This window comes from Komagataeibacter xylinus, from assembly GCF_009834365.1.
Lineage (GTDB): Bacteria > Pseudomonadota > Alphaproteobacteria > Acetobacterales > Acetobacteraceae > Komagataeibacter > Komagataeibacter xylinus_D.
On record NZ_CP041348.1, the window covers coordinates 1,019,688 to 1,043,976 of the forward strand.

Below are 24,289 nucleotides of genomic sequence, written 5' to 3' on the forward strand. Positions count from 1 at the left end.
GCGTGACCCTTCCGCCGTTTGCGCCCATCATGCGTTGAGGTGCGGCAACTGCATGTAGGCGGCACTCTGCATCTCCTCGAGCCGCGAGGCAGTGCGCTCGAATGCGGTCGCTCCCTGCCCTTTGGCGTAGATGGCATCGGGCCGGTCCTCGGCGGATGCAAACAGCTTGACGTTCTGTTCGTACAGCGTGTCGATCAGCACGATGAAACGCCGCGCCTCGTCAAAATTGTCCGGCCCCATGCGCGGCACGCCATCAAGCACGAGGTTGGGGAAGCGCGTGGCCAGTGCCAGGTAGTCACCGGCACCCAGCGGCCTGCCGCACAGCTCGGCAAAGCTGAAGCGCGCCACCGGGCCTGCCGCGCGCGTCACCTTCAGTGGGCGGCCCATGATATCGAGCGTTACGGGCACCACCGGCGCGCCATCGGCCAGCCGGTCAAAGATCGAGTCGAGTTCCTTTGTCGCCGCCGCATCGACAGGGATGATCCATGTCTGCATGCCGCGCGCATTGCCGCGCCGGTAATCACGCGGGGAGTCGAGGATGACGGTATCAACCTCCTTGAGGATCGCGGCGATGAAAGGCTTGAACGCATCGGCGCCGGGCCGGTCCTGAAACAGGTCCTCGGGCTTTGTGTTGGATGTGGCCACCACCACCACGCCATCGGCAAACAGGTAATCGAACAGGCGGCCAAGGATCATGGCGTCCGCGATGTCATTGACCTGGAATTCATCAAAGCACAGCAGCCACGCCTCCTGCGCGATCTGGCGGGCAAGCGGCGGGATGGGGTCGGACAGGGAGGGGTCGGCTTCCTTCATGTCATGCAGGCGCTGGTGCACATCCTGCATGAAGCGGTGGAAATGCACCCGGCGCTTGTGCTCCACGGGGGCGAGGCTGAAGAACAGGTCCATCAGCATGGTTTTGCCACGCCCCACCTGCCCCACCATGTACACGCCGCGCGGCCGGGCCTGCTCGTGCGCGGGCCTGCCTGCCAGGCCAAACCGCGCCTTCAGCCCGCCCAGCCAGCCACCGGCGGCCGGGGCGGACTGCACCACCGGGTGGTAGTCGCGCAGTTCGCGCCAGAGCTGGTCGAGCCTGCGGGCGGCTTTTTCCTGCTCGGGGTCGCGGTCAAGACGGCCTGAAGCCACGCGGGCCTCATAGGCGGCGAAAGGGCCTGTGGCTGCGGGCGGCGCCGCAGCGGACAGGCGGGCGGGGGCGATATCCGTATTCATGATATTTTGGCGATAGTCCGTTAAAAAAGCCCCAGCAAGGCCCCGATCTCGCCAAACTGTGTCATGACAGGGGTTCTCTCCATCTGGTGAACTCAAACCCTACCAGATGGAGAACTTGTGATGACTGACTGGAACGCCTACCGCGCCCATCTTGGCGAGTCCATCGGCGCGTTTGCCACCCTCTCGCCGGGCACGCTCAAGGGACTCCAGACCCTCGATCGCGCAGGGGCCGAAACCGGCCACCTCGATGCCAAGACCCGTGAACTGATCGCGCTGGCCGTTGCCGTGACCACACGGTGCGACGGGTGCATCTCCGTCCATTCCACCGCGGCGGTCAAAGCCGGGGCCACCAAGGCGGAAATTGCCGAGGCGCTGGGCGTTGCCGTGGCGCTGAACGCGGGCGCTGCCGTGGTCTATTCCAGCCGCGTGCTCGATGCGGTGGATACGGTCAAAACCTGATCCGCGCGATCACTTGCGGGTGAAGGCAACTGGCCCTAGTCTGGTGCGTATTGGTTTTCTGGCCCGATCACAGGGCCGCTTTCACCCGCGTGCTTGCAGAGATGGCATGATCCAACCCGTCACCCCCGACTATGCAGCACTTGAGGCGACGCCGGTTGCAAGCGCGCCCTTCGCCCATGTGGTGGTGCCGCATTTCATTACCCCCCCGGACCTGAAGGCGCTGGCCACGAGCCTGCCCGCCATTCGCTCGGGCGGGTCGTTCCCGCCCGCGGCACTCAGCCTTTCACCGCTCATGGCAGGCCTGGTGGCGGAGCTTGAGGGGCCGCGCCTGCGCGCGCTCATCGCCGCCAAATTCGACCTCGACCTTGATGCCGCCCCAACCATGCTGACCCTGCGCGGGCGCACGCGGGCGAAGGACGGACGCATCCACCGCGATTCCGACAGCAAGCGCGTAACCGTGCTACTGTACCTCAACGCTGCCGATGAAGCCGCCTGGGCCCGGCATGAAGGCTGCCTGCGCCTGCTGCGCAACGGGCATGACCTGGAGGATTTCGCCGCCGAGATCCCGCCGGTCAATGGCACGCTGCTCATCTTTCCCAACGGGCCGGACACATGGCATGGGCACCGGCAGTATGTCGGCCCGCGCCATACCATCCAGCTCAATTACATGACCAATGACACCCGCGCACGCAACGAACTGCGCCGCCACCGGTTATCCGCCCTGACCAAGCGGCTGCCCTGGGTGGCCTGAAACAGCCCGGGCCATTGTTTCGCCACGCGGGGCGCCCATCATGCCCCCCGTTCTTCGCCTTCACGACACGCCGAGGTACTCAAAGCCCATGAAGCTGCGTAAACTTACTGCTTCCCTCCTGTCAGCCAGCTTCGCCCTTGGCCTGCTGGCCACCGCCACGCCTGCGGCCCATGCCCAGCCCTGGCATGGTGGTCCGCGCGGGCCCGGCCCCGGCTGGCATGGCGGCCCGCCGCGCGGCGGGTGGCATGGTGGGGGTGGCTACCGCCGTGGTGGCGGTGGCGCGGGACTGGCCGTGGGCAGCGGCATTGCAGGCCTTGCGGTTGGCGCCATGCTGGGCAGCGCGCTGGCCGAACGGGGTGCTGCCCCTCCGCCGCCTGCCTATTATCCGGCGCCCCCGCCTCCGCCGCCGCCCCCGGCCTACTACCCGTATGGCGGCGGTTACTGACCGCCTGACATCCCACGCATCTGATCTCTCCCGCGAAGGAAAATATACAACATGATGTTCCGCCGGTTTCTCCCTGCTGCCGCCCTTATGATGCTGCCCGCCATGACCATGGCCGCCGACATGCAGCCTGCAGCCCCTACGGCCCCCGCAGCACAGGGCACGCCCAACTCGACCGCATCCCTTGCCCATACCCCGCACGATCCTGCCCCCGACGAGGTCGAGGCCCATATCAAGGCGCTGCATGACGAGCTGGGCATCACCAAAAAGCAGGAAACGCTCTGGACGCCGTTCGCGCAGGACATGATGGACAATGCCCAGCGCCTGCATGACGCCATCGAGGCCCGCCGCGACAAGCTGCCCAAGATGAACGCGGTGGAAAACATGCAGTCCTATGCTGACCTCGTGGCCGAGCGCGCGCATGACATGCAGACGCTGAACAGCGCATTTGCACCGCTTTACGACAGCTTCTCCAAAAAGCAGCGCAAGCATGCCGATACCCTGTTCGTGCAGGGTGACAGCGAGCATGCCGAGAAGCAGCAGGAGCGTGCTGCCGCGAGCCAGGGCGCAGCCGCTGCCCCCGCCGCGCAGTAAGACCGCCTGCACCCATGCAAAAAGCCCGCACCATCATGGTGCGGGCTTTTTTTATTCAGTGAACAGTTTCGGGTGAAGCTGTTTTTAAAAAGCTTTGGAATAACACCGCCTTAAAAAAAGGCAGCACCCGAAAACTTCCGTTATTTCAGGCTTTGTCCAGCGGGTACCAGGTGCGCCCGTCACGCGCCAGCAGCGCGTCCGCCCCACTGGGGCCGGTAGTGCCTGCATCATACAGTTCGGGGCCGGTACTGTCCTGTGCCCAGGCCTGCAATACGGGATCGACCGCTTTCCATGCCGCCTCAATGTTGTCGGCGCGCTGGAACAGGGTCTCATCGCCCATCAGGCAGTCATAAAGCAGGGTCTCGTAACCCACATTGGGTGACCTGGTGAACACGTCTTCGTAACGGAAGCGGGCCTGCACGTCGGTCAGGTCCATTTCCGGCCCCGGCTTCTTGGCGCCAAGCTCCACCGTCAGCCCCTGGGCGGGCTGGATGTTGAGGATGATGCGATTGGGCGGCAGCTTCTCGGTCTCGGTATCGCGGAACATCAGCATCGGCGGCTTGCGGAACTGCACCACCACCTCCGTGCGTCGCCCCCCCAGCCCCTTGCCGGTGCGCAGGTAGAACGGCACGCCCGCCCAGCGCCAGTTCTCGACATGCAGCTTGAGCGCCACATAGGTCTCGGTATTGCTGTGGGGCGCAACACCGGGGCTTTCGCGGTAGCCCACCATGGGTTTGCCCTCCACGGTGCCGGCTGCGTACTGGCCGCGCACGGCATCCTTCGGGTCGATGGGGGTCACGGCCTCGAACAGCTGTTCCTTGGCGTTGCGCACGCTCTCGGCATCAAAGGTGTTGGGCGGCTCCATCGCCACCATGGCAAAAAGCTGGAACAGGTGGTTGGGCACCATGTCGCGCAGCGCGCCGGTGGGCTCATAGAACGCGCCGCGCTGCTCCACGCCAATGGTCTCGGCGGCGGTGATCTCGATATGATCGACATATTCGTTGCGCCATAGCGGCTCGAAGATCAGGTTGCCGAATCGCATGGCGAGAATGTTCTGCACCGTCTCCTTGCCCAGGAAGTGGTCGATGCGGAACACCTGCGACTCGTCAAGCACCGACAGCACGCGGCGGTTGAGGGCCTGGGCGGAGGCAAGATCGGAGCCAAACGGTTTTTCAATCACCACCCGGCGGAAGGCGCCATCCTTCTGCGCCACGACTCCGGCAGCACCCAGCGTTTCCACCACGGTGGCAAAAAAGCGCGAGGGAATGGCGAGGTAGAAGATGGCATTGGCGGGCAAGCCCGCGCCAAGGCTGCGGATGGCATCGACATCGCTGAAATCCGCCTTCACGTATTCCAGCCGCTGCGCCAGCCAGTCCCACTGCGCGGCATCGATGCTGGGGGGGTGGAATTCGGCGTTGGGGTCGTGGGTAAAGGACTGCATCATGGCATTCAGCCCGTCGCGCCAGGCGGCCGTGGTGCTGTCCACCCGGTCCACCCCGATCACGCGGAAATCCGGGTGCAGCAGGCCGCTGCCCACCAGATTGTACAGCGCCGGCACCAGCAGCCGCTTGGTCAGGTCGCCATGCGCGCCGAATATGACCAGCGTGCACGGCGGCGCGCGGCGCGCGCCTGCGGGGGTGACCGGGAGCACTGCTGCGGGCGTTGCGGGAATATCAGTTGATGAGGCCATGATCTCTTTAACCGTCCTTGCCTGCGCGGCCGCGGGGGAGGCCACAAAGGCCCCCCACGCACGGGCGCGATGGGTCAAGCGTGCATCGGGCACGCGGTACGCCACAAGACCTATCACCGCATGCAGGCCACCACCTTGACCTGCCCCCGATTCGATTCCGCCCGTTTGAGGCGGCACAGGCTGCTTGCACGTTGGCGGCGCAGGCTCTAGGTGTCCCTACAGTGACGGAAAACGGCCCGTTCTGCGTGAATGGACCGGCATGACAGGACAGGAAAGAAGATTATGGGTTACCGCGTTGCGGTGGTGGGCGCCACCGGTGCTGTGGGGCGCGAAATCCTCAAGACTCTGGCCGAGCGCCAGTTCCCTGTGGATGAGATCGTGGCCCTTGCCTCCGCCCGCTCGGCGGGCAAAGAAGTCTCGTTTGGCGACAAAAAGGTGCTCAAGGTGCAGAACCTCGAGACCTTCGACTTCACCGGCTGGGATGTCGCCCTTTTCTCGCCCGGCGGCGCGGTCTCGGCCGTGCATGCGCCGCGCGCGGCCAAGGCTGGCTGCATCGTGATCGACAACACATCCCATTTCCGCATGGAACCGGATGTGCCGCTCGTGGTGCCAGAGGTCAATCCCAACGATGTGAAGAAAGCGAAGCGCGGCATCATTGCCAACCCGAACTGCTCGACCATCCAGATGGTGGTTGCACTCAAACCGCTGCACGACCTGTTCACAATCAAGCGCGTGGTGGTGGCCACTTACCAGGCGGTTGCGGGTGCTGGCAAAAGCGGCATGGACGAGCTGTTCAACCAGGCGCGTGGCAGCCTGGTGGGCGACCCGATCAAGGCCGAGCAGTTCACCAAGCAGATCGCGTTCAACTGCATTCCCCATATCGACCGTTTCATGAATGACGGGGCGACGAAGGAAGAGTGGAAGATGACGGTCGAGACCCGCAAGATTCTCGACCCCGACATCGCGGTTTTCGCCACATGCGTGCGGGTGCCGGTGTTCATTGGCCATGCCGAGGCCATTACCGTCGAATTCGAGGAACCCGTTGATCTTGCACGCGCCCGCGAGGCCCTGCGCGAGGCGCCGGGCGTGGTGCTGCATGACAAGCGCGAGGATGGCGGCTACGCCACCCCGCTCGAGATCGTGGGCGAGGATGCGACCTATGTCTCGCGCCTGCGCATCGACCCCACCGTACCCAACGGACTTGGCTTCTGGTGTGTTGCTGACAACCTGCGCAAGGGTGCTGCCCTGAACGCCGTGCAGATTGCCGAAACCATGGTCGCCCTCGACCTGCTCGGGCACTGAAAAACGGGCCTTCGGTGGCGGCGCAGCGCGGCTGTACCGCCAGCGTGGCAGGGGCAGGGTCTCTCAACCTCGTGTTCCCCACCTGCGTTGACCCCGCCCGCCGCGCGGCGTAGGACCGAATTCAGACAAGGCGACGGAACAAACCGAAGCCATAACAGGGAAATTGACGAGACGACCATGCAGGATGTCCGTGATGCGCTCTATGTAGGGCAGCGAAGCGACGGAACTCTGACCAGGCGGCCTATGTCCCCACACCTCCAGGTCTACCGCTTCCGTCTTTCCATGTTCCTTTCAATCGCCAACCGCATTGCCGGTGTCGCCGCCGCAGGCGGTTCGGCACTTGGCCTGTGCTGGATCAGCGCGGCGGCAAAGGGACCCAAATCTTTCAGCAAGGTCCAGAAAGTGACCGGCAACCCGCTTGGCCAGATGCTGATGGCAGGCTGGGCGCTGGCTCTGGTCTACCACTTCGTGGCGGGGCTGCGCCATCTGGCGTGGGATAGCGGCTATCGCTTCTCCAAAAAGGAAATCAACGAGGATGGTCCGGTCGCCGTGGGTGTCACGGTCGGCACCACCCTGGCGCTCGTCGCCGGTATCGTTGGCGTTGCGATCTGTCGCTCCCGCAAAAAGGCATCCTGACCATGAGCAATCCAAAGAAGCCACATGTCACGGTCATGCGCTCGCAGCTGTCACGCGCGCGCGGCCTGGGTTCGGGGCAGGCCGGTGTCGGCCACTGGTGGGCCGAGCGCGCATCGGCGGTGGCCCTCGTGCCGCTGTCGGGCTGGTTCGTGATCCAGGTATTCCGCCTTGCTGGCGCATCACAGCCGGAAGTGGCGAAGTGGGGGGCACGCCCCTTCAACACCACCATGATGCTGTCGCTGGTGATCCTGACCTTCTACCACACCCAGCTTGGGCTGCAGGTCATCATTGATGACTACGTGCACGGCAAGGCGCACCTGCCTGCCGGCCTGCTGATGAAGGGGATCGTCTTCCTTCTGGGTCTGTTCGGCGCGGTTTCCGTACTGAAGCTGGCACTTGCCGGCAGCAGCCGGAGCACGATTGCCGCGGGCTGAGGCCCGCGCCATCGCCTGAGCAGAACATGACATTCGCGGACCGGCGGGCCGCACTTCCGGCTGGCCGTCCGAACGAGCATCGGGACACGTCCAAGAAATGAACGCGACCACTTCACCACTCACCGGCTCCTACAGGATCGTTGACCACGCATATGACGTGGTTGTCGTAGGCGCTGGTGGCTCCGGCCTGAGGGCCACGCTGGGCATGGGGGCTGCTGGCCTCAAGACCGCCTGCGTGACCAAGGTTTTCCCCACACGCAGCCACACCGTTGCAGCGCAGGGCGGCATTGGCGCATCGCTTGGCAACATGGCCGAGGATAACTGGCGCTGGCACATGTACGACACCGTAAAGGGGTCGGACTGGCTGGGCGACCAGGACGCCATCGAATACATGTGCCGCGAGGCCGTACCCGCCGTGCAGGAACTCGAGCACATGGGCGTGCCGTTTTCACGCACGGAAGATGGCAAGATCTACCAGCGCCCCTTCGGTGGCCACATGCGCAATTATGGCGAGGCTCCGGTGCCCCGCGCCTGCGCCGCCGCCGACCGCACGGGCCATGCCATCCTGCACACGCTGTACCAGCAGTGCCTGAAGCATAACGTCGAATTCTTTGTCGAATACTTCGCCATCGACCTGATCATGGATGAAGAAGGTGCCTGCCGTGGCGTAATGGCCTGGTGCCTGGAAGATGGCACGCTGCACCGCTTCCGCGCACAGAAGGTGGTTCTGGCCACCGGCGGTTATGGCCGCGCCTACCACTCGTGCACCTCCGCGCATACCTGCACCGGTGATGGCGGCGGCATGGCGATCCGTGCCGGCATTCCCATGCAGGACATGGAATTCGTGCAGTTCCACCCCACCGGCATCTTCCCTGCAGGCTGCCTGCTGACGGAAGGCTGCCGTGGCGAGGGTGGCTACCTGACCAACTCCAAGGGCGAGCGCTTCATGGAGCGTTATGCCCCCACCGCCAAGGATCTCGCCTCGCGTGATGTCGTCTCGCGCGCCATGACCATCGAGATCAACGAAGGGCGTGGCTGCGGGCCGGAGAAGAACTACATCATGCTCCATCTCGAGCATCTTGGCCCCGAGATCCTGCATGAGCGCCTGCCCGGCATTTCCGAGACCGCGCGCATCTTCGCAGGTATCGACGTGACCAAGGAGCCGGTGCCGGTCCTGCCCACGGTGCACTACAACATGGGTGGCATCCCCACCAACTACCATGGCGAGGTCATCCGCCCCACGGCTGATGATGTCGATGCGGTGGTGCCCGGCCTGATGGCCGTGGGTGAAGCGGCCTGCGTGTCCGTGCATGGCGCCAACCGCCTTGGCACCAACTCCCTGCTCGACCTCGTGGTGTTTGGCCGCGCCGCTGCCCAGCGCGCCGCAGCCACCATCAAGAGCGAGGAAGTCATCAAGCCACTGCCCGAGGGCGCGGGTGATGCCGCGATCGCACGCTTTGACAGGCTGCGCTACGCCAAGGGCAAGACCCATGTGGCTGACATGCGCTCCAAGCTGCAGCGCACCATGCAGAAGCATGCCGCCGTGTTCCGCAATACCGAGAGCCTGGCGCAGGGTGTGGAGAAGATAAAGGAAATCTGGTCGGAACTGCCCGACATCTCGATCAACGACCGCTCGCTGATCTGGAACAGTGACCTGATGGAAGCGCTCGAGTTCGAGAACCTGCTCGCCAATGCCACCGTGACCATGGCAGGCGCCGATGCCCGCCACGAAAGCCGCGGCGCGCAGGCCCATGACGATTACCCCGATCGTGATGACAAGAACTGGATGAAGCACACTGTCGCCCACATGACCGACGCGGGCGACGTTACGCTGAGCTACCGCCCCGTGCACATGAAAACGCTGACCGACGATGTGCAGGTCTTCCCCCCCAAGAAGCGCGTCTACTGACGTAACGGCGGAAAAGGAACGAGACGATGGTCGAATTCAGACTGCCAAAGAACAGCACGGTGGGCAAAGGCCGCATTTTCACGGCCGCTCCCGGTGCCTCCAATGTCAAGAACTTCCGGATCTATCGCTGGAGCCCGGATAATGACAGCAACCCCGTGGTCGATACCTACGAGATCGACCTCGACAAGATCGGCCCGATGGTGCTCGATGCGCTGATCCACATCAAGAACGATGTGGACTCCACGCTCACCTTCCGCCGCTCATGCCGCGAGGGCATCTGCGGGTCGTGCGCGATGAACATCGCGGGCGAGAACACGCTGGCCTGCCTCAAGCCCATCCGCGACATCGAGGGCGATATCGCCATCTATCCGCTGCCGCACATGCCGGTCATCAAGGATCTGGTGCCCGACCTTGATGGCGCGTATGCCCAGCTGCGCTCGATTGACCCGTGGCTGAAATCCGACACCGCGCCACCGCCGGATTCCGAGCGCCGCCAGAGCATTGAGGAACGCGCCGAGCTTGATGGCATGTGGGAGTGCATCCTGTGCTTCTGCTGCTCCACCTCGTGCCCGTCCTACTGGTGGAATGGCGATCGCTACCTCGGCCCGGCAACGCTGCTGGCAGCTTACCGCTGGATTGCCGACAGCCGCGACGAGCATGCTGGCGACCGGCTTGATGCGCTGGAAGATCCGCTCAAGCTCTATGCCTGCCGCACGATCATGAACTGCACCCAGACCTGCCCCAAGGGCCTGAACCCCGCCAAGGCGATTGGCCGGATCAAGGAACTGCAGCTTGAACGCAAGGCATAAGCGTTCTTTCTTTCATTCCTGATTGACGCGGAAAGCGCTGGATGTGAAAAATCCAGCGCTTTTTTCGTCTCCGCCCGTTTGAAAGGACAAGGCCGGTGTTTGAGGGAAACCTGTCCACCCCTGCTGGCCGAAGCCGTGCGTGGATCGACAGCCTGTTTGCTGACCACGCAATCCTGCGCCAGACCTGGACCAACTTCCGCACGGTCATTCCCGGCCGGGTCTATCGCTGCAACCACCCTACCCCGTGGCGCCTGCGGCTGGCCACGCGCCGACTGGGCCTGAAAACGCTGGTCAACCTGCGCGGGCACCGCAAATGCGGCTCCGATGCGCTCTCACGCGAGGCAGCGCACGCCCTTGGCCTGCGTCATATCGACATGGCGTTTGAAAGCCGCAACGCACCGCACCGCGACCGCATCGAACGCTTTGAACGGATTTACCACGATATCCGCTTTCCCATGCTCATGCACTGCAAGTCGGGTGCTGACCGCACGGGGCTGGCAGCAGGGCTGATCATCCTGTTCGAGGGCGGCACGGCGCAGCAGGCGCTGCGTCAGCTTTCATGGAAAAACTGGCATTTCAATTCATCACGCACCGGCGTGCTCGATGCCTTCTTCCTGCGCTATCAGACAGAAGCGGAAGGGCGCATTCCCTTCATGGACTGGGTGCGCACGGAATATGATGAAGACCGCCTGCGCCATGATTTCCGCGCGGGCAAGATCGCGTCCTTCATGACCGATCAGGTGCTGCGGCGGGAATAAAGTAGCCCTCAGGCCCCCATGGAGCGCACGAGGTCGAGCACGCGTCGGCGCGTGCCGCTATCCTCGATTCCGTAATAGGCGCGCACGAGGTCGATCGTCTCGCGGCGCGACAGCAGGGCGAGATCATCGGCCGGTATCGTTGCCCTGCCCACTTCCTTCATGCCAGCAATCGGGGCCACGCTGGCCGCAGGTTCAGCCATGCCTGCCGTTTCATCTATCATGCCATAACCCTGCCCCATGCCACGATCGGGCAGGCCATCAAAAAAGAAGGCCACCGGCACATCGAGCACGCAGGCAAGGTCATACAGCCGCGACGCGCCAACACGGTTGCGGCCGCGCTCGTATTTCTGCACCTGCTGGAATGTAAGGCCAAGGGCATTGCCCAACCGCTCCTGTGACATGCCAAGCAAGGTACGGCGCAGGCGGATACGGTTGCCAACATGCACATCCACCGGATTGGACGCAGCAGACATTTTCCCGATCACAGTAATAGCCTTACCTTTCCTGTCTCACACGGCGTAAACCGCTGGAACGTGCAGATACCCGTCAGATGACGGCCGGGCATTAATCTTTTTTAAAGCAAGCCCGACTACAATACATACGCTATTTTCTGCACTGTCTGCGTCCAAATAAGGCAGACGTGCATAAAACTTCCCCACTGCGAAAGGTAGGGAGAAATTAGGAAAATATTCATGCATTTTGAATGCATAAATAAAAAATGGGCTTATCCTAAAGAGGTATTCAAGAACCTTCTTTAAAACATAACCGCCGCCAGAACAAACCCGCAAGCCCCATTACCCCGGCCAGCAGAAGGGGCACCAGACGGCCATAATGTCCAAAAAACGTGCAGGGCAGCGCATCGGGCAGCGCATGGACCAGAACACCCTGCCGGTCCCATCCCAGCCGGGCCAGTTCGTGGCCGCGCCCGTCAAAAATGGCTGAAATGCCGGTATTGGCGGCACGCGCCACCGGCAGGCCTTCCTCCACCGCGCGGAGGCGCACGGCGGCAAGATGCTGGCGGGGACCTGCGCTGTTGCCATACCAGGCGTCATTCGTGCTGTTGAGCAACCAGGTGGGGCGGTCACGCGGGTCGACCACCTGACCGGAGAAAATCACCTCGTAGCAGATCAGCGGCCCCACCGGGGCAACACCCGGCAGGTGCCAGGTCTGCACGCCGGGGCCGGGGGTCATCCCTTCCCCCGGTACGACATGAAAGGGCAGAAACGCGGGCTGGTATTCGCCAAACGGCACCAGATGCGCCTTGTCATAGGGGGTGGCAGGCTGACCATCAGGCAGCAGGGCCACCATGCTGTTGCGCCAGTGCCTGTCCTCCAGCCAGCGCAGCGTGCCGATCACGCCCGCAGCCGCCCCCTGCCCTGCCTTCATGATCATGGGGCGCGCGATGTCATCTTCCAGCAGCAGGCCGGGAAAGGCCGATTCCGGCCATGCAAACACAACCGGCCTGCCATCCGCCTCGCGCAGGCCCGCCTGCACGCCCGCATGCGTCAGCTCCAGATAACGGCGGAACACTGCCACATCGGAGTCGCGTGATATTTTCTCGGTCTCGGGCACATTGCCCTGCACCAGCACCACCTCGGGGTTATGACCATAGGTGTCATGAATGCTGGCAACCCGCAGCGCACCACAGGCCACCCATGCCGCCAGCACGCCGGCGCAGGCCAGGCGCCCCGCACGGCCATAAAGTGGGGCAAGCGAGAGCAGGCAGGTCAGCAGCGTCAGCCCATCCACCCCGATCCATGCGGCGGGCTGAAGCATGATATCCCCCGCAAGCCCCGGAAACGCCCATACGCTGCCAGGCGGATTCCACGGAAAACCGCTGAACACGTAAACCCGCGCCATGTCCGTCAGCGTCCACAACGCTGCCAGCACCACCAGCCGCCCGGTGCCGCGCGGCACGAGGCGGCTCAGCCCGGCCGAGAGCGCGCTAAGTGGCGCAAGGATCACCGCGCAGCCCGGCGAGGCCAGTGGCACCAGCCACCAGAAATCATCCGCACGGAGCAGGATGGCGTACATGAGCCAGTACAGGCCTACGGTGTACAGCCCCATGGCGAACATGAAGCCCCGCCGCGCGGCCTCTTTCCAGCCGGCCGCATGATCAATGGCCAGCGCCAGCAGGCAGAAGGCCACTGGCAGCACCACGACCGCATGCACGGGCGGAAAGCCGAGCGCGTACAGCCCGCCTGCCAGCACCATGACAAGGTCCGCACGCCAGCCATGCTGGCGCGACAGCCTCATATACAGATCACGGAGAAACCTCATGCAGCGCCACAATCCACGCCGTAGGGGCAGGCGCGCCTAGTCCAGCGCGTCACGCAGGCGGCGCTCGTAATGGCGGTAATATTTGTCAGCCAGAAGCTCACTCTTGACGAGCACGGCCACATCAATGGTGTTGAACTGCTCATCAATCACCGCGCCATCACCTACATAACCCCCAAGCCGCAGATAACCCTTGATCAGGGGCGGCAGGCGCGCAAGCGAGCGGCGATGGTCGAGGGTCTGCGGGTCGGTACGCAGCATTTCCACCCGGCGCTCCGGCACGGCGCTGATCCGCAGCGCAGGCGGGGCAAGATGGTTGTGGTACAGATAGGTCAGTTCATCAGACAACGCATCGGGATTGGTGCCGGGCAGGCTTGCGCAGCCGAACAGCACGTCAATGCGGTGCAGGAAGATGTAGGAGGCAATGCCACGCCACAGCAGCTGCATGGCCGCGCGACCGCGATAGTTCTGGTCCACGCATGACCGGCCCACCTCAAGCAGCCGACCGGGAAACTCGGTCAGGCGCGAGATGTCGTATTCGCCCGAGGTATAGAATTTGCCCAGCTTCTTTGCAGCATCCCCCTGCATGAGCCGGTAGGTGCCCACAACGCCCTTGGCACCCGATGAGATGGCATGATCAATCACCAGAAGGTGATCGGCATATTCATCGAATTCGTCCACGTCGCGCTTGAGACGTGCCGTACGGGAATCGGGGCGAGCCCCCATTTCCTCATAGAACACACGGTAACGCAGCGCCTGGGCGGCATCGCGCTCTTCATCCGTCGCGGCGATCCTGACGCCAAGATTGCCCCCCCGCAGCTCGGGAAAACCGTTGCGTTCAAGGTCCAGAGTGGAAAGGGACTGTATGGTTTTCTCGATACTCAAGGCCGTGACCCGCCCTTCTGCTCCGTTTGCACCGTATGGTCCGTCTGTTCTTGTGCCACGTCGGGCAGCCTGCGCGCAAACAGTTCCAGCCGATGGGACACCAGCTCGAACCCCAGGGAAGCCGTGATCTGGCGCAGCAGTTCGGCATGGGCGGCATGGGTGAACTCAACGACCTGCCCGCTTTCCACGTCGATCAGGTGGTAGTGGTCGCCTTCCTCCGTGGCCTCGTAGCGCGCGCGGCCGCCGCCAAAGTCACGGCGTTCGAGAATGCCGTTTTCTTCCAGCAGGCGAACGGTGCGGTACACCGTGGCAACCGATATGCGCCCATCCAGCGCCGAGGCACGGCGGTAGAGTTCCTCCACATCCGGGTGGTCATGGGCCTCGGACAGCACGCGCGCAATGACACGGCGCTGGCCTGTCATTTTCAGGCCGCGCTCCATGCACATGCGCTCGATGCGCGTCTGTAGTCCGTTACGATCTGTTGCCATGCCTATGGACGTAGCCGATCGTGCCGATACCTGTCCATATGACCACCCGGCATGGGGATCAGTCCTCGCGTTGTTTCGTGCCAAGCCCGATCTTGCGGGCCAGGGTGGAGCGGTGGCTGGCGTAGCTCGGCGCCACCATGGGGTAGTCATGCGGCAGGCCCCAGCGCTCGCGGTATTCATCGGGCGTCATGTTATAGGCGGTCTTGAGATGACGCTTGAGCATCTTGAGCTTCTTCCCGTCCTCAAGGCAGACGATGTAGTCAGGGAAGACGGATTTCTTGAGCGGCACCGCGGGCACCGGCTTCTCGGGCACGGGCTCGGCGCGCCCGAGGGAGGCAACAGCCTCATAGACCTGGTGAATCAGATCGGGGAGGGCCTCCGCGTCGATTTCATTCCGCGAGACATATGCCGAAACGATTTCGGCAGCGAGTTCGCGCACTTCAACTTCTGCCGCTGCATCAGCCATTAATCTGATCCTGTCACTCTGGAATAATGATGCATCCTATATAAATAATTCCAGAAGGATCGCAACCGGTCACAACAGAGGTCTCATGGTAATATGTCTGATATAGAGATGGCGAAACTGGATATCACCCATGAAGTGTGCCCCATGACTTTCGTACACACGCGCCTGGCACTTGACAGACTTCCGGGCGGGGAAAGACTGCTTGTCCGCCTGCGCGGCGCAGGCCCGCTGGACAATGTTTCGCGCAGTCTGAAGCTGCTTGGTCATGTCGTGGAAGAAATACAGACAGAAACAGATGGCATAACCCACCAGCTGACCGTGCTCAAATCTCCCGCTTCATGACACAGGCATCCGTGCCATCGGGGTAGTATTTCCGCCGCCCCCCCACCACCGCGAATCCTGCCGCGTGGTAAAGCCCCAGCGCGGCCACGTTATCGTCCGCCACCTCCAGGAACATATCCGCCGCCCCGGCCCGCGCGGCCTCATTCAGGCAGCGTGCCAGCAGGTCGCGCCCGATGCCCTGCCCCTGCCAGGCGGGGTCCACGGCAAAGGTCAGGATCTCGGCTTCATCGAGCAGGGCGCGGGCCATGATGAAGCCCGCTACGGGAGGAATACCCTCACCCTGCGCAAACAGCACGAACACGCCTGGCATGGCGAGCAGGGCCGCCATGGCCTGCGCATCCCACCGGTGCACGGGGGTGAAGGCCGTCGCGTGGATGCGGGCCAGCAGGGCGGCCTGTTCTGCGGGCACGGTATTATCCGTCATGGTGTAACGGGGGCTGGCCTCAGGCCTGCGGCGGGCAGCTTGGCTTCCGGCGCGTCGACATAAAGCGGCTGGGACGCGCGGGGCGGGAGATCGCCCCGCAGGCGCAGCAGGGCGGCGGCGGCAATGGCCTGGGGGTCGGGTGGCGCATCAGGCAGCAGGTGCATGCCGCCGCGCCCGCCAGCGGCCTCCGCTACCGCCTGCGCACCGTTGCCTGCCAGCAGCAGGGGGCCCTGCGGCAGGTCAAGCGCATCAAGCATGCAGGCACGAACCTGCCCCAGTGCTGACTGCGTGCCCAGTGTTTCAATAAATACGCGGCCCCGGCGGGCCATGGTGCAATGCAGGGCCGTGGCGCCTGATGGTGCCGCTGCCGCGCGCAGGGTCGGGGCCATGACCTCGCCCCCGGTCACACCCACAACCGTGCAGCCCGCACCCGCCGCCAGCCCGTGCGCAAAGGCCAGCGAGGCCCGCAACCCCGTAAACGATCCCGGTCCCACCACCACGCCCACCAGTTCAGGCATGGCATGGCCCCAGCCACAATGTGCAAACAGTTCGGTCGCCAGCAGCGGGAACTGCTCGGCAGCGCCGCGCCCGGTGGCGATACGGGTGGCGAGCACAGCAGGCACGCCCGCCGCATCAGCCGCCAGGCAGGCAATCAGGGCCTGTGCCTGCGCCCCGGTCGCAGCCCCATCCATGACCAGAATGCGCATGGGTCAGACAATCACGCAGGCATCATCAAAACTCAGGCGCGGCGCGCGCGGCGTGGGCGGCGGTCCGTCGCTGTAGCCAAGGCAGAGCAGGAAATTGGCCTGCCAGCCCTGATCGGCCAGAAAGGCGTCTTCCACCATAGCGGCATCGAAGCCCGAAAGCGGCAGCGCCGACAGGCCGAGCGCGCGGGCGGCCATGATCATGTAGCCGCCTTGCAGCGTGCCGTTGCGCTGGGCGGTTTCCTCGGCCAGGCCCACATCGGCGGCGAACCACTGGCGCACATGGGCCTGCGGGTTCAGCGTGTCCATGCGATCAAAGAACAGCGGGTCATGCGCCACGATGACCGTGACCGGGGCGGTCATCATGCGCTGCACGTTCCCTGCCGAGAGGGCCGGGCGCAGGCGCTCGCGCGCACCCTCCGTGGTCAGGAACACGAAACGGGCAGGGCAGCAGTTGCCCGATGTCGGCCCGAGGCGCACCAGATCATGGAGCTGGCGCAGCGTATCGGTGCCGACGGGGCGGTCATTCCACGCCACCGGCGTGCGTGCGTTACGGAACAGAAGATCAAGCCCAGCGTCATCAAGCGCCATGAAACATTCCCAAGCTTACGCGCAAGACCTGCCGATCAGGCCTCTACCTGCTCCACCGATACCACTTCCGGCACATAATGGCGCAGCATGTTCTCGACCCCGTGCTTGAGGGTGGCGCGTGAGGACGGGCAGCCCGAGCATGCGCCCTGCATGGTCAGGCGCACCACGCCATCACGGTAGCCACGGAACACGATGTCACCACCATCGCCTGCCACGGCGGGGCGCACGCGGGTATCGAGCAGTTCCTTGATCTGCTGCACGATTTCCTCATCCCCCGGTGCGATCAGGTCTTCGATCACCTGGGCATCACTTTCCACCACGGGCTGTTCGGTGGCGAGGTAGTCGGCCAGCACCGCGAGTACCTGCGGGCGCAGGGCTTCCCACTCGGTGGCATCGGCACGGGTAACGGCCACGAAATCATTGCCGAAGAAGACGCGGGCCACGCCATCAAGGTCGAACAGCAGTTCGGCCAGACGCGAGCGGCCCGCCACGGAATCCGGGCTGATGAAGTCAGCCGTCGCCCCGCTGGCCATGATCTCGCGCCCCGGCAGGAACTTCAGGGTGGCGGGATTGGGTGTGTCTTCCGTTTCGATGAACATTGCTCGGTCTTCCAGACATGACGGGAAAGGGGGGACAGGCAAAAGTACTTCCCGGGTCCTGTTATATGATCGACCCGACCGCAAATCCAACCCCACGCACACGCACGGCGTGCATTTATGCCCTGTGGCCTATCACGGCATGCGCGGCAGGACAATTTCCGCACATAATCCGCCCTCCAGCCGGTTGAACAGCCTGAACCGCCCGCCGCCACGCGCCACCTCGCGGCTGACAATGGCCAGCCCCAGCCCCAGCCCGCCCGTGCTGCGCGAGCGCGAGCCCTCCACGCGGTAGAACGGTGTGGTAACCCGGTCGAGCTCGGCCTCGGGCAGGCCGGGACCATTATCCTCCACGCGAATGCACAGCGCATCTTCCATCAGCGTCAGGCTGACATGGGCGTTGCCGCCATAGTTCACGGCATTGTCAATCAGGTTGCCCACCACGCGCTTCAGCGCCAGCGGCCGCACCATGGCCTGTGCCTGGTCGGGGCCATCATAGGTCACGTCGCGGCCCTGATCGGCCTCGTCATCCACGCGCGTGGCCAGAATGGAAGCTACATTGACCGACCGCGCGGGCTCGGGGTCCTTCTCGCCCGAAAGGTAGGCCAGCACACCGGTGATCATGGCCTCCATCTCGGTCACGTCGGCCTCGATCTCCTTCTGCGCATTCGTATCCTCCAGAAAACCCGCGCGCAGGCGCAGGCGGGCAAGGGGGGTGCGCAGGTCGTGCGATACGGCAGCCAGCGCCTCGGTGCGGTCGGCGATCAGGCGGTTGATGCGCTCCTGCATGGCGTTGATGGCGCGGGCAAGGTAGCGCACCTCACGCGGGCCCTTGTCGGCCAGTGGCACCCACTGGCCTGAACCTACCGTATCAGCCACATCGGCCAGCGCGCGCAGCGGCATGCTGAGCGCGCGCACCAGCATGCCGGTCGCCCCGATGACCGCCCCTGCAAGGATGGCCGCCGAGACGAGGCCCCGGCGCATATGGTGCGGCTCAAGAATATCAGGAGCCAGAAAGCCCATGTAGCTGCCATCGGGCAGGCGCAGCGTACCGCGCACATCCGCCGTGCCCATGATGGTGCCCGACAGGTTGAGCGCATCACCCTGCAACACCGGCAGCGTACCCGCCAGCCGGTCATGCAGCTTGCGCAGCGAGGGCGGCTCGACCTTGAGCGTACCCTGCTGGCCCTGGTTGCGCCAGTCCACCGTAAGGTCACTGGTGGAGAGCATGGCGGCGAGCACCATGCGCTGCGAGGTGGGGGTGGCCGCCAGCACGCGCGCATCAATCACCAGCCGCTCGCCCACCTGTTCAAGCTGGGCGTCGTCTATGGTGTAGGTCTCGGCTTCCTCATAGAAAACGGAACTGCCCACGAACACGAGCGCCACCGCCACGAGCAGCACGAACATGACACGCCCGACCAGCCCACGCGGCCATAGCGTGATGCGCCGGGCAACCTGCGGTGCGCGCGCGCCCTGTGTGTTCCCCTGCCCCGCCACGGCGCGCGGGCTCAGACCCGTTCCACTTCAGCAGTGAAGATGTAGCCCATGCCGCGCACGGTGCGGATCAGGCCATCCGAATCCGGCCCCAGCTTGCGCCTCAGGCGGCTGACCAGCACATCCACGCTGCGGTCGGATACATCGCCCAGCCGCGTGCGCGACAGTTCCAGCAGCCGGTCACGCCCGATCACGCGCTGCGGGTTGTCAAGGAAGCTGGTGAGCAGGTCATGCTCCGCCCCCGAAATCTCGACCGCCATGCCCGAGGGGTCGGTCAGTTCGCGCCGCCGCAGGTCAAGCATCCAGCCACCGAAGCGCACGGTTTCCTTGCGCTGCCGCCCGGCACTTGGCGTGGTCACGCCCCCGCCACGCCTGCGCAGCACCGCGCGCACGCGGGCGAGCAGTTCCTTCTGGCCAAAGGGCTTGGGCACGTAGTCATCCGCACCGAGTTCGAGGCCCTGCACGCGGTCGAGTTCCTCGCCACGGGCGGAGACGATGATGACCGGCACCTCGGTCAGCGGGGCTTCGCCCGGCACCGAGGGGTCCGCCTGCGCGCGCAGGCTGCGGCACAGGTCCAGCCCGTTGGTGCCCGGCAGCATCACGTCAAGGATGATGAGGTCGGCGGCCTGCGCCTTGAGCGCATCCCACATTTCAGGACCATCCTGCACGCCGCGCACACGGTAGCCATCGCCCTGCAGGGCGCGGACAATCAGGGTGCGCATGCCAGGATCATCTTCCACCACGAGGATGCGGGCAGGCAGATCGGCAGTGACGGGTATCTGTGTCATTCTCTTGGCCATGTTCCGGTTCAGGGGCAGGCATGATGCCCTTCATGCAACAGCGCCAAGCATAACCAACGCGCGGCATGGGGATAAGGCCATCGATCATATCATAAAATGTCTGCCCCACACGCAAACGGGGCGCCGGATGATCCGGCGCCCCGTCTGGCAGACAGCCTGCAAAAGATCAGAAGTTTCCGTGTGCCGCCTTTTTTGAAAAAAACTTCACCAGAAACTTCTGTTTTTCATCAATGCGCCGCAGGCGCCGCGTTCAGCTTGAGCACCCAGAACTGCGCGATGTCACGCGCGCCATTGGTGCCTTCCACGCTGTTGAACGTAGCGACGGCAGCATCCTTTTTGCCCGCTGCCGCCTGCGCCAGACCATAATGCAGGCGACCGATATTGATGTCGGACGGCCCCTTGGCCAGACCCTGCTGCATCAGCGCCAGGCCCTTGTCGGCCTGACCATTCAGCACGTAGTTGTAGCCTGCCGTGAGCATGGCATTGCCGGTTGCAGCCTGGCTTGCGGCCGTATCGAGGTTGGCCTTGGTGCTCTCGGCATTCTGGGCCACCATCGCCTTGAGCTTTTCGCTGCGCGGGGCTGAGGCATCATGCCCCACCACGCCGCTGGCATAGCCCTGGTTGATGATGTCGAGCGCAAGCTGGGGCAGGCCCGCCTGCATGGCCAGCTCGGTAATGTCCATATACTCGGCCGAGGTCTTGACCAGCCCGGCCTCAAGCCGCACGCGGTCGATATCAAGCCGCAGGCCCGGCGCCATGTTGGGGTTGCTCAGAACGGAATGGACCACCTGCGCCCAGTAATCGGGCTTGGGGTAGTAGGTGGCCAGCAGCACGTAGGTCTTGGTCAGTGCCGCGTTGTCCTTCAGCTGCGCCTGGCAGGCGGCCAGAAGCTGGAGCTGGTTCTCGGTGGGCTTGCCACCCGCCTTGATGGCGGCATCGATCTGGCCCTGCTGCACGCGCGCGGCATTGGCGAAATCATGCTGCAGGTAATAGGCCTGGATCAGGATGGTCAGCATCTGCGGGTTCTTGCCACCCGCCTTGATGTATTTCTCGCTCACCGCAACGGCGGTGGGGTAATCCTTGGCGGTGAAGGCCATGCTGCCTTCGGCCAGCGCCATCTGCTCCTTGGTGGCGGCCGGCGTGCGCGGGGATGCGATCAGCTTGTCATAGGCCGAGATGGCAGCCGGCACGTTGCCCGACTGGGCGGCCACGGCGGCGCGCATCTGGGCAATGGTGTAGGATTCGTAATCGGACTTGCCGCTTACGGCATCCGCTTCATCCACATCGGCCATGGCCTGCGGATATTTCTTGGCGGCAAGGTCGGTCTGGGCCTTCTGCAGCGCCGTGCCCACCTTCTGGCCAAGCTGGTCAGCCGCATGCGCCCCGTGCACGGGCAGGACGCCCGCCACCGGCAGCGCCATCATGACCCCGGCCAGCAGGCGGCCACGCAGCCGGAACAGCGATTTGGATGTGATGTTTTTCAACTGTGATGTCCTTCCATGAACGGGTCATGGCCCGAATGATCGGCCAGGGCATCACGATGGACCCGTGCGGCCCATCATTCAATCCGCCCCCGACCGCAGGCAGGGTAGCTCCATGGAGCTACCGCGCCGTGACGTTGAAATCCGGTTACGTGCGGATGGCAGGCTTATTCCGCCGGATCGTGCGTTTCATGGCGGTAACCGCCGATCAGGATGGACTGCACGTCAGCGGCGAAGTTGCGCACCTCGTCGAGCGCGCCCTTGTTGCGGCGGACCAGCATGTTGTAGCCCAGCACCGCAGGCACGGCGGTGCCCAGGCCGATGGCGGTCATGATGAGCGATTCACCCACCGGGCCAGCCACCTTGTCGATCGAGGCCTGACCCGCGATGCCGATGGCCGTCAGCGCGTGATAGATGCCCCAGACGGTGCCGAACAGCCCCACGAACGGCGAGGTCGAACCCACCGTGCCGAGGAAGGCAAGGCCACCCTGCAGGCGGTTCTGGATGAAATCCACCGAGCGCTGGATGGACATGGTGGTCCAGGAATACAGGTCGATCGTCTCCTGCATCGTGCCTTCGTGGTGCTCGGCGGCGGTGATGCCGGTATCGGCGATGTAGCGGAAGGGTGATGCGGTATCGAGCTGGGCCGCACCCTGCTTGATGTCGTGCGCGGGCCAGAACTTGGCCTTCACTTCCTTCGCCGCCTTCATCATGCGGGCCTGCTCGAGGAATTTGGTGATCATGATGTACCATGTCCCGACAGACATCACGACCATGATGATGAGCACGGTGCGGGCGATGAAGTCACCGTTCGACCACAGCGCGCCCAGGCCGTAGGGATTATCGGCGGCGGCGGCGGGCGTGGCGTAGGCCAGTGCCGAAAAGGCGGTCAGCAGCGCGGCCGCCATGACTGGTTTACGATGCTGTCGGGTCATTTACCTCAAATCCTCTGACGAATAGGGCCATGCTTCTGGCCCGCAACACATTTCATGACTGTTATCTGACCAGTCCGGACGCTGAAAATCAATCCACCTGTATCGTTTTCAGAACAATTCCGGCTGACGGACCCTGTTATCCCGCCCGATGACCGGGGCGGGGATGACCGGAACCACCGGCACGACCATGACCGGACGCACGAGCGGCGGCGCGGGTGGCACGGGCGGGAGCGGCTCGGGAATGATCCGGATCGCAAGTGGCGGCAGGGGCCGGTATGGCTCGGGAAACATGGGCTTGGCCTTGGGTCGCAGCCCGTAGGCCAGCGCCGACACGACAACGACATGGACCAGCACGATTACCCCCGCCACGCGCAGGTATGGCGTGCGCTGTCGCTGCCTGGCGGCATAATCCTTTCCCATGACTTCGTCAGACCACATGCCGCTCCTGTCCAGCCCCCCTGCGCAACATTCCGCGCGGGCGCGTGCTGTTCAAATTACCCTGAGCGGAATTGGGCGTGCTCAGGGGCGCCATGTCAAGCATCATATAACACAGATTCGAAACAATTTTCTCTTGGCAGAACAATGCCCCAACGCCCATGGCATAAAAAAACCCGTGGCCTGAGCCACGGGGTTGCCTGCCTGCACGCCAGGGTTGCGGCGTTACTGCGCCTGGGCACTTGCTTCCGAGCGGGTGGCCCCCACACGGGCGGCAAGGGCCGCTGCCATGAAGTCATCGATATCGCCATCCAGAATCGCGTCCGGGTTGGTTTTCTCGACGTTGGTGCGCAGGTCCTTGACCAACTGGTAAGGCGCCAGCACATAGGAGCGGATCTGATGCCCCCAGCCGATATCGGTCTTGCTGGCCTCGGTCTGGGCGGCAGCGGCCTCGCGGCGCTGGAGTTCCTGCTCGTACATCCGCGCCTTGAGCATGGTCATGGCGGTGGCGCGGTTGCGGTGCTGCGAGCGGTCGGTCTGGCACGCCACCACGATGCCGGTGGGGATGTGCGTGATGCGGATGGCCGATTCCGTCTTGTTGACGTGCTGCCCACCCGCACCCGAGGCGCGGAAGGTATCGACACGCAGGTCGGCCTCGTTGATCTCGATCTCGATCGAGTCATCGACCACCGGATACACCCACACGGAAGCAAACGAGGTCTGCCGCCTTGCCGCCGCATCAAACGGCGAGATACGGACCAAGCGGTGCACGCCCGCCTCGGTCTTGAGCCAGCCATAGGCATTGGGGCCGGTTACCTGAATGGTGGCGGACTTGATGCCGGCCTGCTCGCCCTCCGAGCTTTCCATCATGGTCACCTTGTAGCCATGCTGCTCGGCCCAGCGGGTGTACATGCGCAGCAGCATCTCGGCCCAGTCCTGCGCCTCGGTGCCGCCCGCGCCCGCATTGACCTCAAGGTAGCAGTCATTGCTGTCGGCCTCGCCAGAGAGCAGGCTCTCGGTCTCGCGGCGCTTGGCTTCCTCGGCCAGGGCGCGCAGGGTGCCCAGCGCCTCGGCCACCACGGCCTCGTCGCCTTCCATCTCGGCAAGCTCGACGAGTTCGATCGTATCGTTCACATCGGCTTCAAGCCGCTGCACGCCCTCGATCTGGCTTGCCAGCATGGTGCGCTCGCGCATGAGCTTCTGCGCTGCGTCCGAATCGTTCCACAGGTCGGGATCTTCGGCCCGGTTGTTCAGTTCCGCGAGGCGGTCGATTGCGACATCCCAGTCAAAGATGCCTCCTCAGCAGCGCCACCGACTGCTTGATCTGGTCGTTCAGGGCCTCTGTCTCGGCAGACATGGG

General features: G+C 64.0%; 27 protein-coding genes and 1 pseudogene. 11 read left to right on the forward strand and 17 right to left on the reverse strand.

Features of this window, described 5'->3' with window-relative positions; all coding sequences use genetic code 11:
* Window positions 1-27: 27 nt before the first annotated feature.
* Window positions 28-1,227 (reverse strand): cell division protein ZapE, encoded by a 1,200-nt coding sequence (gene zapE, locus FMA36_RS04810; protein ID WP_159261234.1) that lies wholly within the window; start codon window positions 1,225-1,227, stop codon window positions 28-30.
* A 120-nt stretch (window positions 1,228-1,347) separates the two neighbouring features.
* On the opposite strand from zapE, the gene FMA36_RS04815 reads away from it, so the two are divergent.
* From FMA36_RS04815 to FMA36_RS04830, 4 genes are all read left to right on the forward strand, one after another.
* Complete coding sequence (locus FMA36_RS04815; protein ID WP_159261236.1) at window positions 1,348-1,686, forward strand: carboxymuconolactone decarboxylase family protein; 339 nt, start codon at window positions 1,348-1,350, stop codon at window positions 1,684-1,686.
* Between the two features lie 106 nt (window positions 1,687-1,792).
* Window positions 1,793-2,437: a 2OG-Fe(II) oxygenase gene (locus FMA36_RS04820; protein ID WP_159261238.1), complete on the forward strand. Its 645-nt coding sequence runs from the start codon at window positions 1,793-1,795 to the stop codon at window positions 2,435-2,437.
* An 88-nt stretch (window positions 2,438-2,525) separates the two neighbouring features.
* The gene (locus tag FMA36_RS04825) at window positions 2,526-2,882 is read left to right on the forward strand and encodes a hypothetical protein (protein ID WP_159261240.1); all 357 of its coding nucleotides are present in this window, start codon (window positions 2,526-2,528) and stop codon (window positions 2,880-2,882) included.
* A 51-nt stretch (window positions 2,883-2,933) separates the two neighbouring features.
* Entirely contained in the window at window positions 2,934-3,473 is a 540-nt protein-coding gene (locus FMA36_RS04830; protein WP_159261242.1) for a Spy/CpxP family protein refolding chaperone, read from the forward strand.
* A 145-nt stretch (window positions 3,474-3,618) separates the two neighbouring features.
* Here FMA36_RS04830 and zwf read toward each other — a convergent pair whose 3' ends face one another.
* Window positions 3,619-5,163 carry a glucose-6-phosphate dehydrogenase gene (gene zwf, locus FMA36_RS04835; RefSeq protein WP_159261244.1) on the reverse strand — a complete coding sequence of 515 codons (1,545 nt, stop codon included), beginning with the start codon at window positions 5,161-5,163 and terminating at the stop codon, window positions 3,619-3,621.
* 282 nt (window positions 5,164-5,445) lie between these two features.
* On the opposite strand from zwf, the gene FMA36_RS04840 reads away from it, so the two are divergent.
* The 6 genes from FMA36_RS04840 to FMA36_RS04865 all read left to right on the forward strand — a co-directional run bounded on the left by FMA36_RS04840 (window position 5,446) and on the right by FMA36_RS04865 (window position 11,011).
* Window positions 5,446-6,465 carry an aspartate-semialdehyde dehydrogenase gene (locus tag FMA36_RS04840; protein WP_159261245.1) on the forward strand — a complete coding sequence of 340 codons (1,020 nt, stop codon included), beginning with the start codon at window positions 5,446-5,448 and terminating at the stop codon, window positions 6,463-6,465.
* A gap of 243 nt (window positions 6,466-6,708) precedes the next feature.
* Window positions 6,709-7,101, forward strand: coding sequence for a succinate dehydrogenase, cytochrome b556 subunit (sdhC, locus tag FMA36_RS04845; RefSeq protein WP_159261247.1), 393 nt, complete (start codon window positions 6,709-6,711; stop codon window positions 7,099-7,101).
* Between the two features lie 2 nt (window positions 7,102-7,103).
* Window positions 7,104-7,535 carry a succinate dehydrogenase, hydrophobic membrane anchor protein gene (sdhD, locus tag FMA36_RS04850; RefSeq protein WP_061274364.1) on the forward strand — a complete coding sequence of 144 codons (432 nt, stop codon included), beginning with the start codon at window positions 7,104-7,106 and terminating at the stop codon, window positions 7,533-7,535.
* Between the two features lie 97 nt (window positions 7,536-7,632).
* A complete protein-coding gene (gene sdhA / locus FMA36_RS04855) occupies window positions 7,633-9,444 on the forward strand; it encodes a succinate dehydrogenase flavoprotein subunit (protein WP_159261249.1) in 1,812 nt (603 codons plus the stop codon).
* A 26-nt stretch (window positions 9,445-9,470) separates the two neighbouring features.
* On the forward strand, window positions 9,471-10,253 hold the full coding sequence (locus FMA36_RS04860) for a succinate dehydrogenase iron-sulfur subunit (protein WP_159261252.1): 783 nt from the start codon (window positions 9,471-9,473) through the stop codon (window positions 10,251-10,253).
* Window positions 10,254-10,348: 95 nt separating this feature from the next.
* Window positions 10,349-11,011, forward strand: a complete 663-nt coding sequence (locus FMA36_RS04865; RefSeq protein ID WP_159261254.1) for a tyrosine-protein phosphatase — start codon at window positions 10,349-10,351, stop codon at window positions 11,009-11,011.
* A gap of 8 nt (window positions 11,012-11,019) precedes the next feature.
* Here the strand turns inward: FMA36_RS04865 and FMA36_RS04870 are convergent, their stop codons facing one another.
* From FMA36_RS04870 to FMA36_RS04890, 5 genes are all read right to left on the reverse strand, one after another.
* Window positions 11,020-11,484: a helix-turn-helix domain-containing protein gene (locus FMA36_RS04870; RefSeq protein WP_159261256.1), complete on the reverse strand. Its 465-nt coding sequence runs from the start codon at window positions 11,482-11,484 to the stop codon at window positions 11,020-11,022.
* A gap of 268 nt (window positions 11,485-11,752) precedes the next feature.
* The gene (gene lnt / locus FMA36_RS04875) at window positions 11,753-13,291 is read right to left on the reverse strand and encodes an apolipoprotein N-acyltransferase (RefSeq protein WP_159261258.1); all 1,539 of its coding nucleotides are present in this window, start codon (window positions 13,289-13,291) and stop codon (window positions 11,753-11,755) included.
* A gap of 36 nt (window positions 13,292-13,327) precedes the next feature.
* Window positions 13,328-14,173 carry a GNAT family N-acetyltransferase gene (locus tag FMA36_RS04880; RefSeq protein ID WP_078525741.1) on the reverse strand — a complete coding sequence of 282 codons (846 nt, stop codon included), beginning with the start codon at window positions 14,171-14,173 and terminating at the stop codon, window positions 13,328-13,330.
* Window positions 14,170-14,661: a Fur family transcriptional regulator gene (locus FMA36_RS04885; protein ID WP_110569614.1), complete on the reverse strand. Its 492-nt coding sequence runs from the start codon at window positions 14,659-14,661 to the stop codon at window positions 14,170-14,172. The genes FMA36_RS04880 and FMA36_RS04885 overlap by 4 nt, the downstream gene beginning before the upstream one ends.
* Window positions 14,662-14,719: 58 nt before the next feature.
* Complete coding sequence (locus tag FMA36_RS04890; protein WP_159261260.1) at window positions 14,720-15,127, reverse strand: Ros/MucR family transcriptional regulator; 408 nt, start codon at window positions 15,125-15,127, stop codon at window positions 14,720-14,722.
* 93 nt (window positions 15,128-15,220) lie between these two features.
* Between FMA36_RS04890 and FMA36_RS04895 the strand changes: the two genes are divergently transcribed.
* Window positions 15,221-15,469, forward strand: a complete 249-nt coding sequence (locus FMA36_RS04895; protein ID WP_159261262.1) for a sulfurtransferase TusA family protein — start codon at window positions 15,221-15,223, stop codon at window positions 15,467-15,469.
* On the opposite strand, the gene rimI is transcribed toward FMA36_RS04895, so the two are convergent.
* The 10 genes and pseudogenes from rimI to prfB form a co-directional block, all read right to left on the reverse strand.
* Window positions 15,450-15,893, reverse strand: coding sequence for a ribosomal protein S18-alanine N-acetyltransferase (gene rimI / locus FMA36_RS04900; protein ID WP_159261264.1), 444 nt, complete (start codon window positions 15,891-15,893; stop codon window positions 15,450-15,452). The two genes, FMA36_RS04895 and rimI, sit on opposite strands and share 20 nt — an antisense overlap.
* Window positions 15,890-16,600: a tRNA (adenosine(37)-N6)-threonylcarbamoyltransferase complex dimerization subunit type 1 TsaB gene (gene tsaB / locus FMA36_RS04905; RefSeq protein ID WP_159261266.1), complete on the reverse strand. Its 711-nt coding sequence runs from the start codon at window positions 16,598-16,600 to the stop codon at window positions 15,890-15,892. The genes rimI and tsaB overlap by 4 nt, the downstream gene beginning before the upstream one ends.
* 3 nt (window positions 16,601-16,603) lie before the next feature.
* Window positions 16,604-17,188 (reverse strand): malonic semialdehyde reductase, encoded by a 585-nt coding sequence (locus tag FMA36_RS04910; protein WP_159261268.1) that lies wholly within the window; start codon window positions 17,186-17,188, stop codon window positions 16,604-16,606.
* Window positions 17,189-17,223: 35 nt separating this feature from the next.
* Window positions 17,224-17,787: a NifU family protein gene (locus FMA36_RS04915; protein ID WP_159261270.1), complete on the reverse strand. Its 564-nt coding sequence runs from the start codon at window positions 17,785-17,787 to the stop codon at window positions 17,224-17,226.
* Window positions 17,788-17,919: 132 nt separating this feature from the next.
* Window positions 17,920-19,191: an ATP-binding protein gene (locus tag FMA36_RS04920; protein WP_240906549.1), complete on the reverse strand. Its 1,272-nt coding sequence runs from the start codon at window positions 19,189-19,191 to the stop codon at window positions 17,920-17,922.
* A gap of 101 nt (window positions 19,192-19,292) precedes the next feature.
* Window positions 19,293-20,066 carry a response regulator gene (locus tag FMA36_RS04925; RefSeq protein ID WP_159261274.1) on the reverse strand — a complete coding sequence of 258 codons (774 nt, stop codon included), beginning with the start codon at window positions 20,064-20,066 and terminating at the stop codon, window positions 19,293-19,295.
* Window positions 20,067-20,305: 239 nt separating this feature from the next.
* A pseudogene (locus FMA36_RS04930) lies at window positions 20,306-21,614 on the reverse strand (tetratricopeptide repeat protein).
* Between the two features lie 112 nt (window positions 21,615-21,726).
* Complete coding sequence (locus FMA36_RS04935; RefSeq protein WP_159261275.1) at window positions 21,727-22,494, reverse strand: MotA/TolQ/ExbB proton channel family protein; 768 nt, start codon at window positions 22,492-22,494, stop codon at window positions 21,727-21,729.
* Between the two features lie 108 nt (window positions 22,495-22,602).
* Entirely contained in the window at window positions 22,603-22,932 is a 330-nt protein-coding gene (locus tag FMA36_RS04940) for a hypothetical protein (protein WP_240906481.1), read from the reverse strand.
* A 222-nt stretch (window positions 22,933-23,154) separates the two neighbouring features.
* Window positions 23,155-24,286, reverse strand: a protein-coding gene (gene prfB, locus FMA36_RS04945; RefSeq protein ID WP_159261277.1) for a peptide chain release factor 2 whose coding sequence is annotated in 2 segments (ribosomal slippage) — window positions 23,155-24,216 and window positions 24,218-24,286 — 1,131 coding nt in all. Because the reading frame shifts where the segments join, the coding sequence is not laid out codon by codon here.
* Window positions 24,287-24,289: the final 3 nt, after the last annotated feature.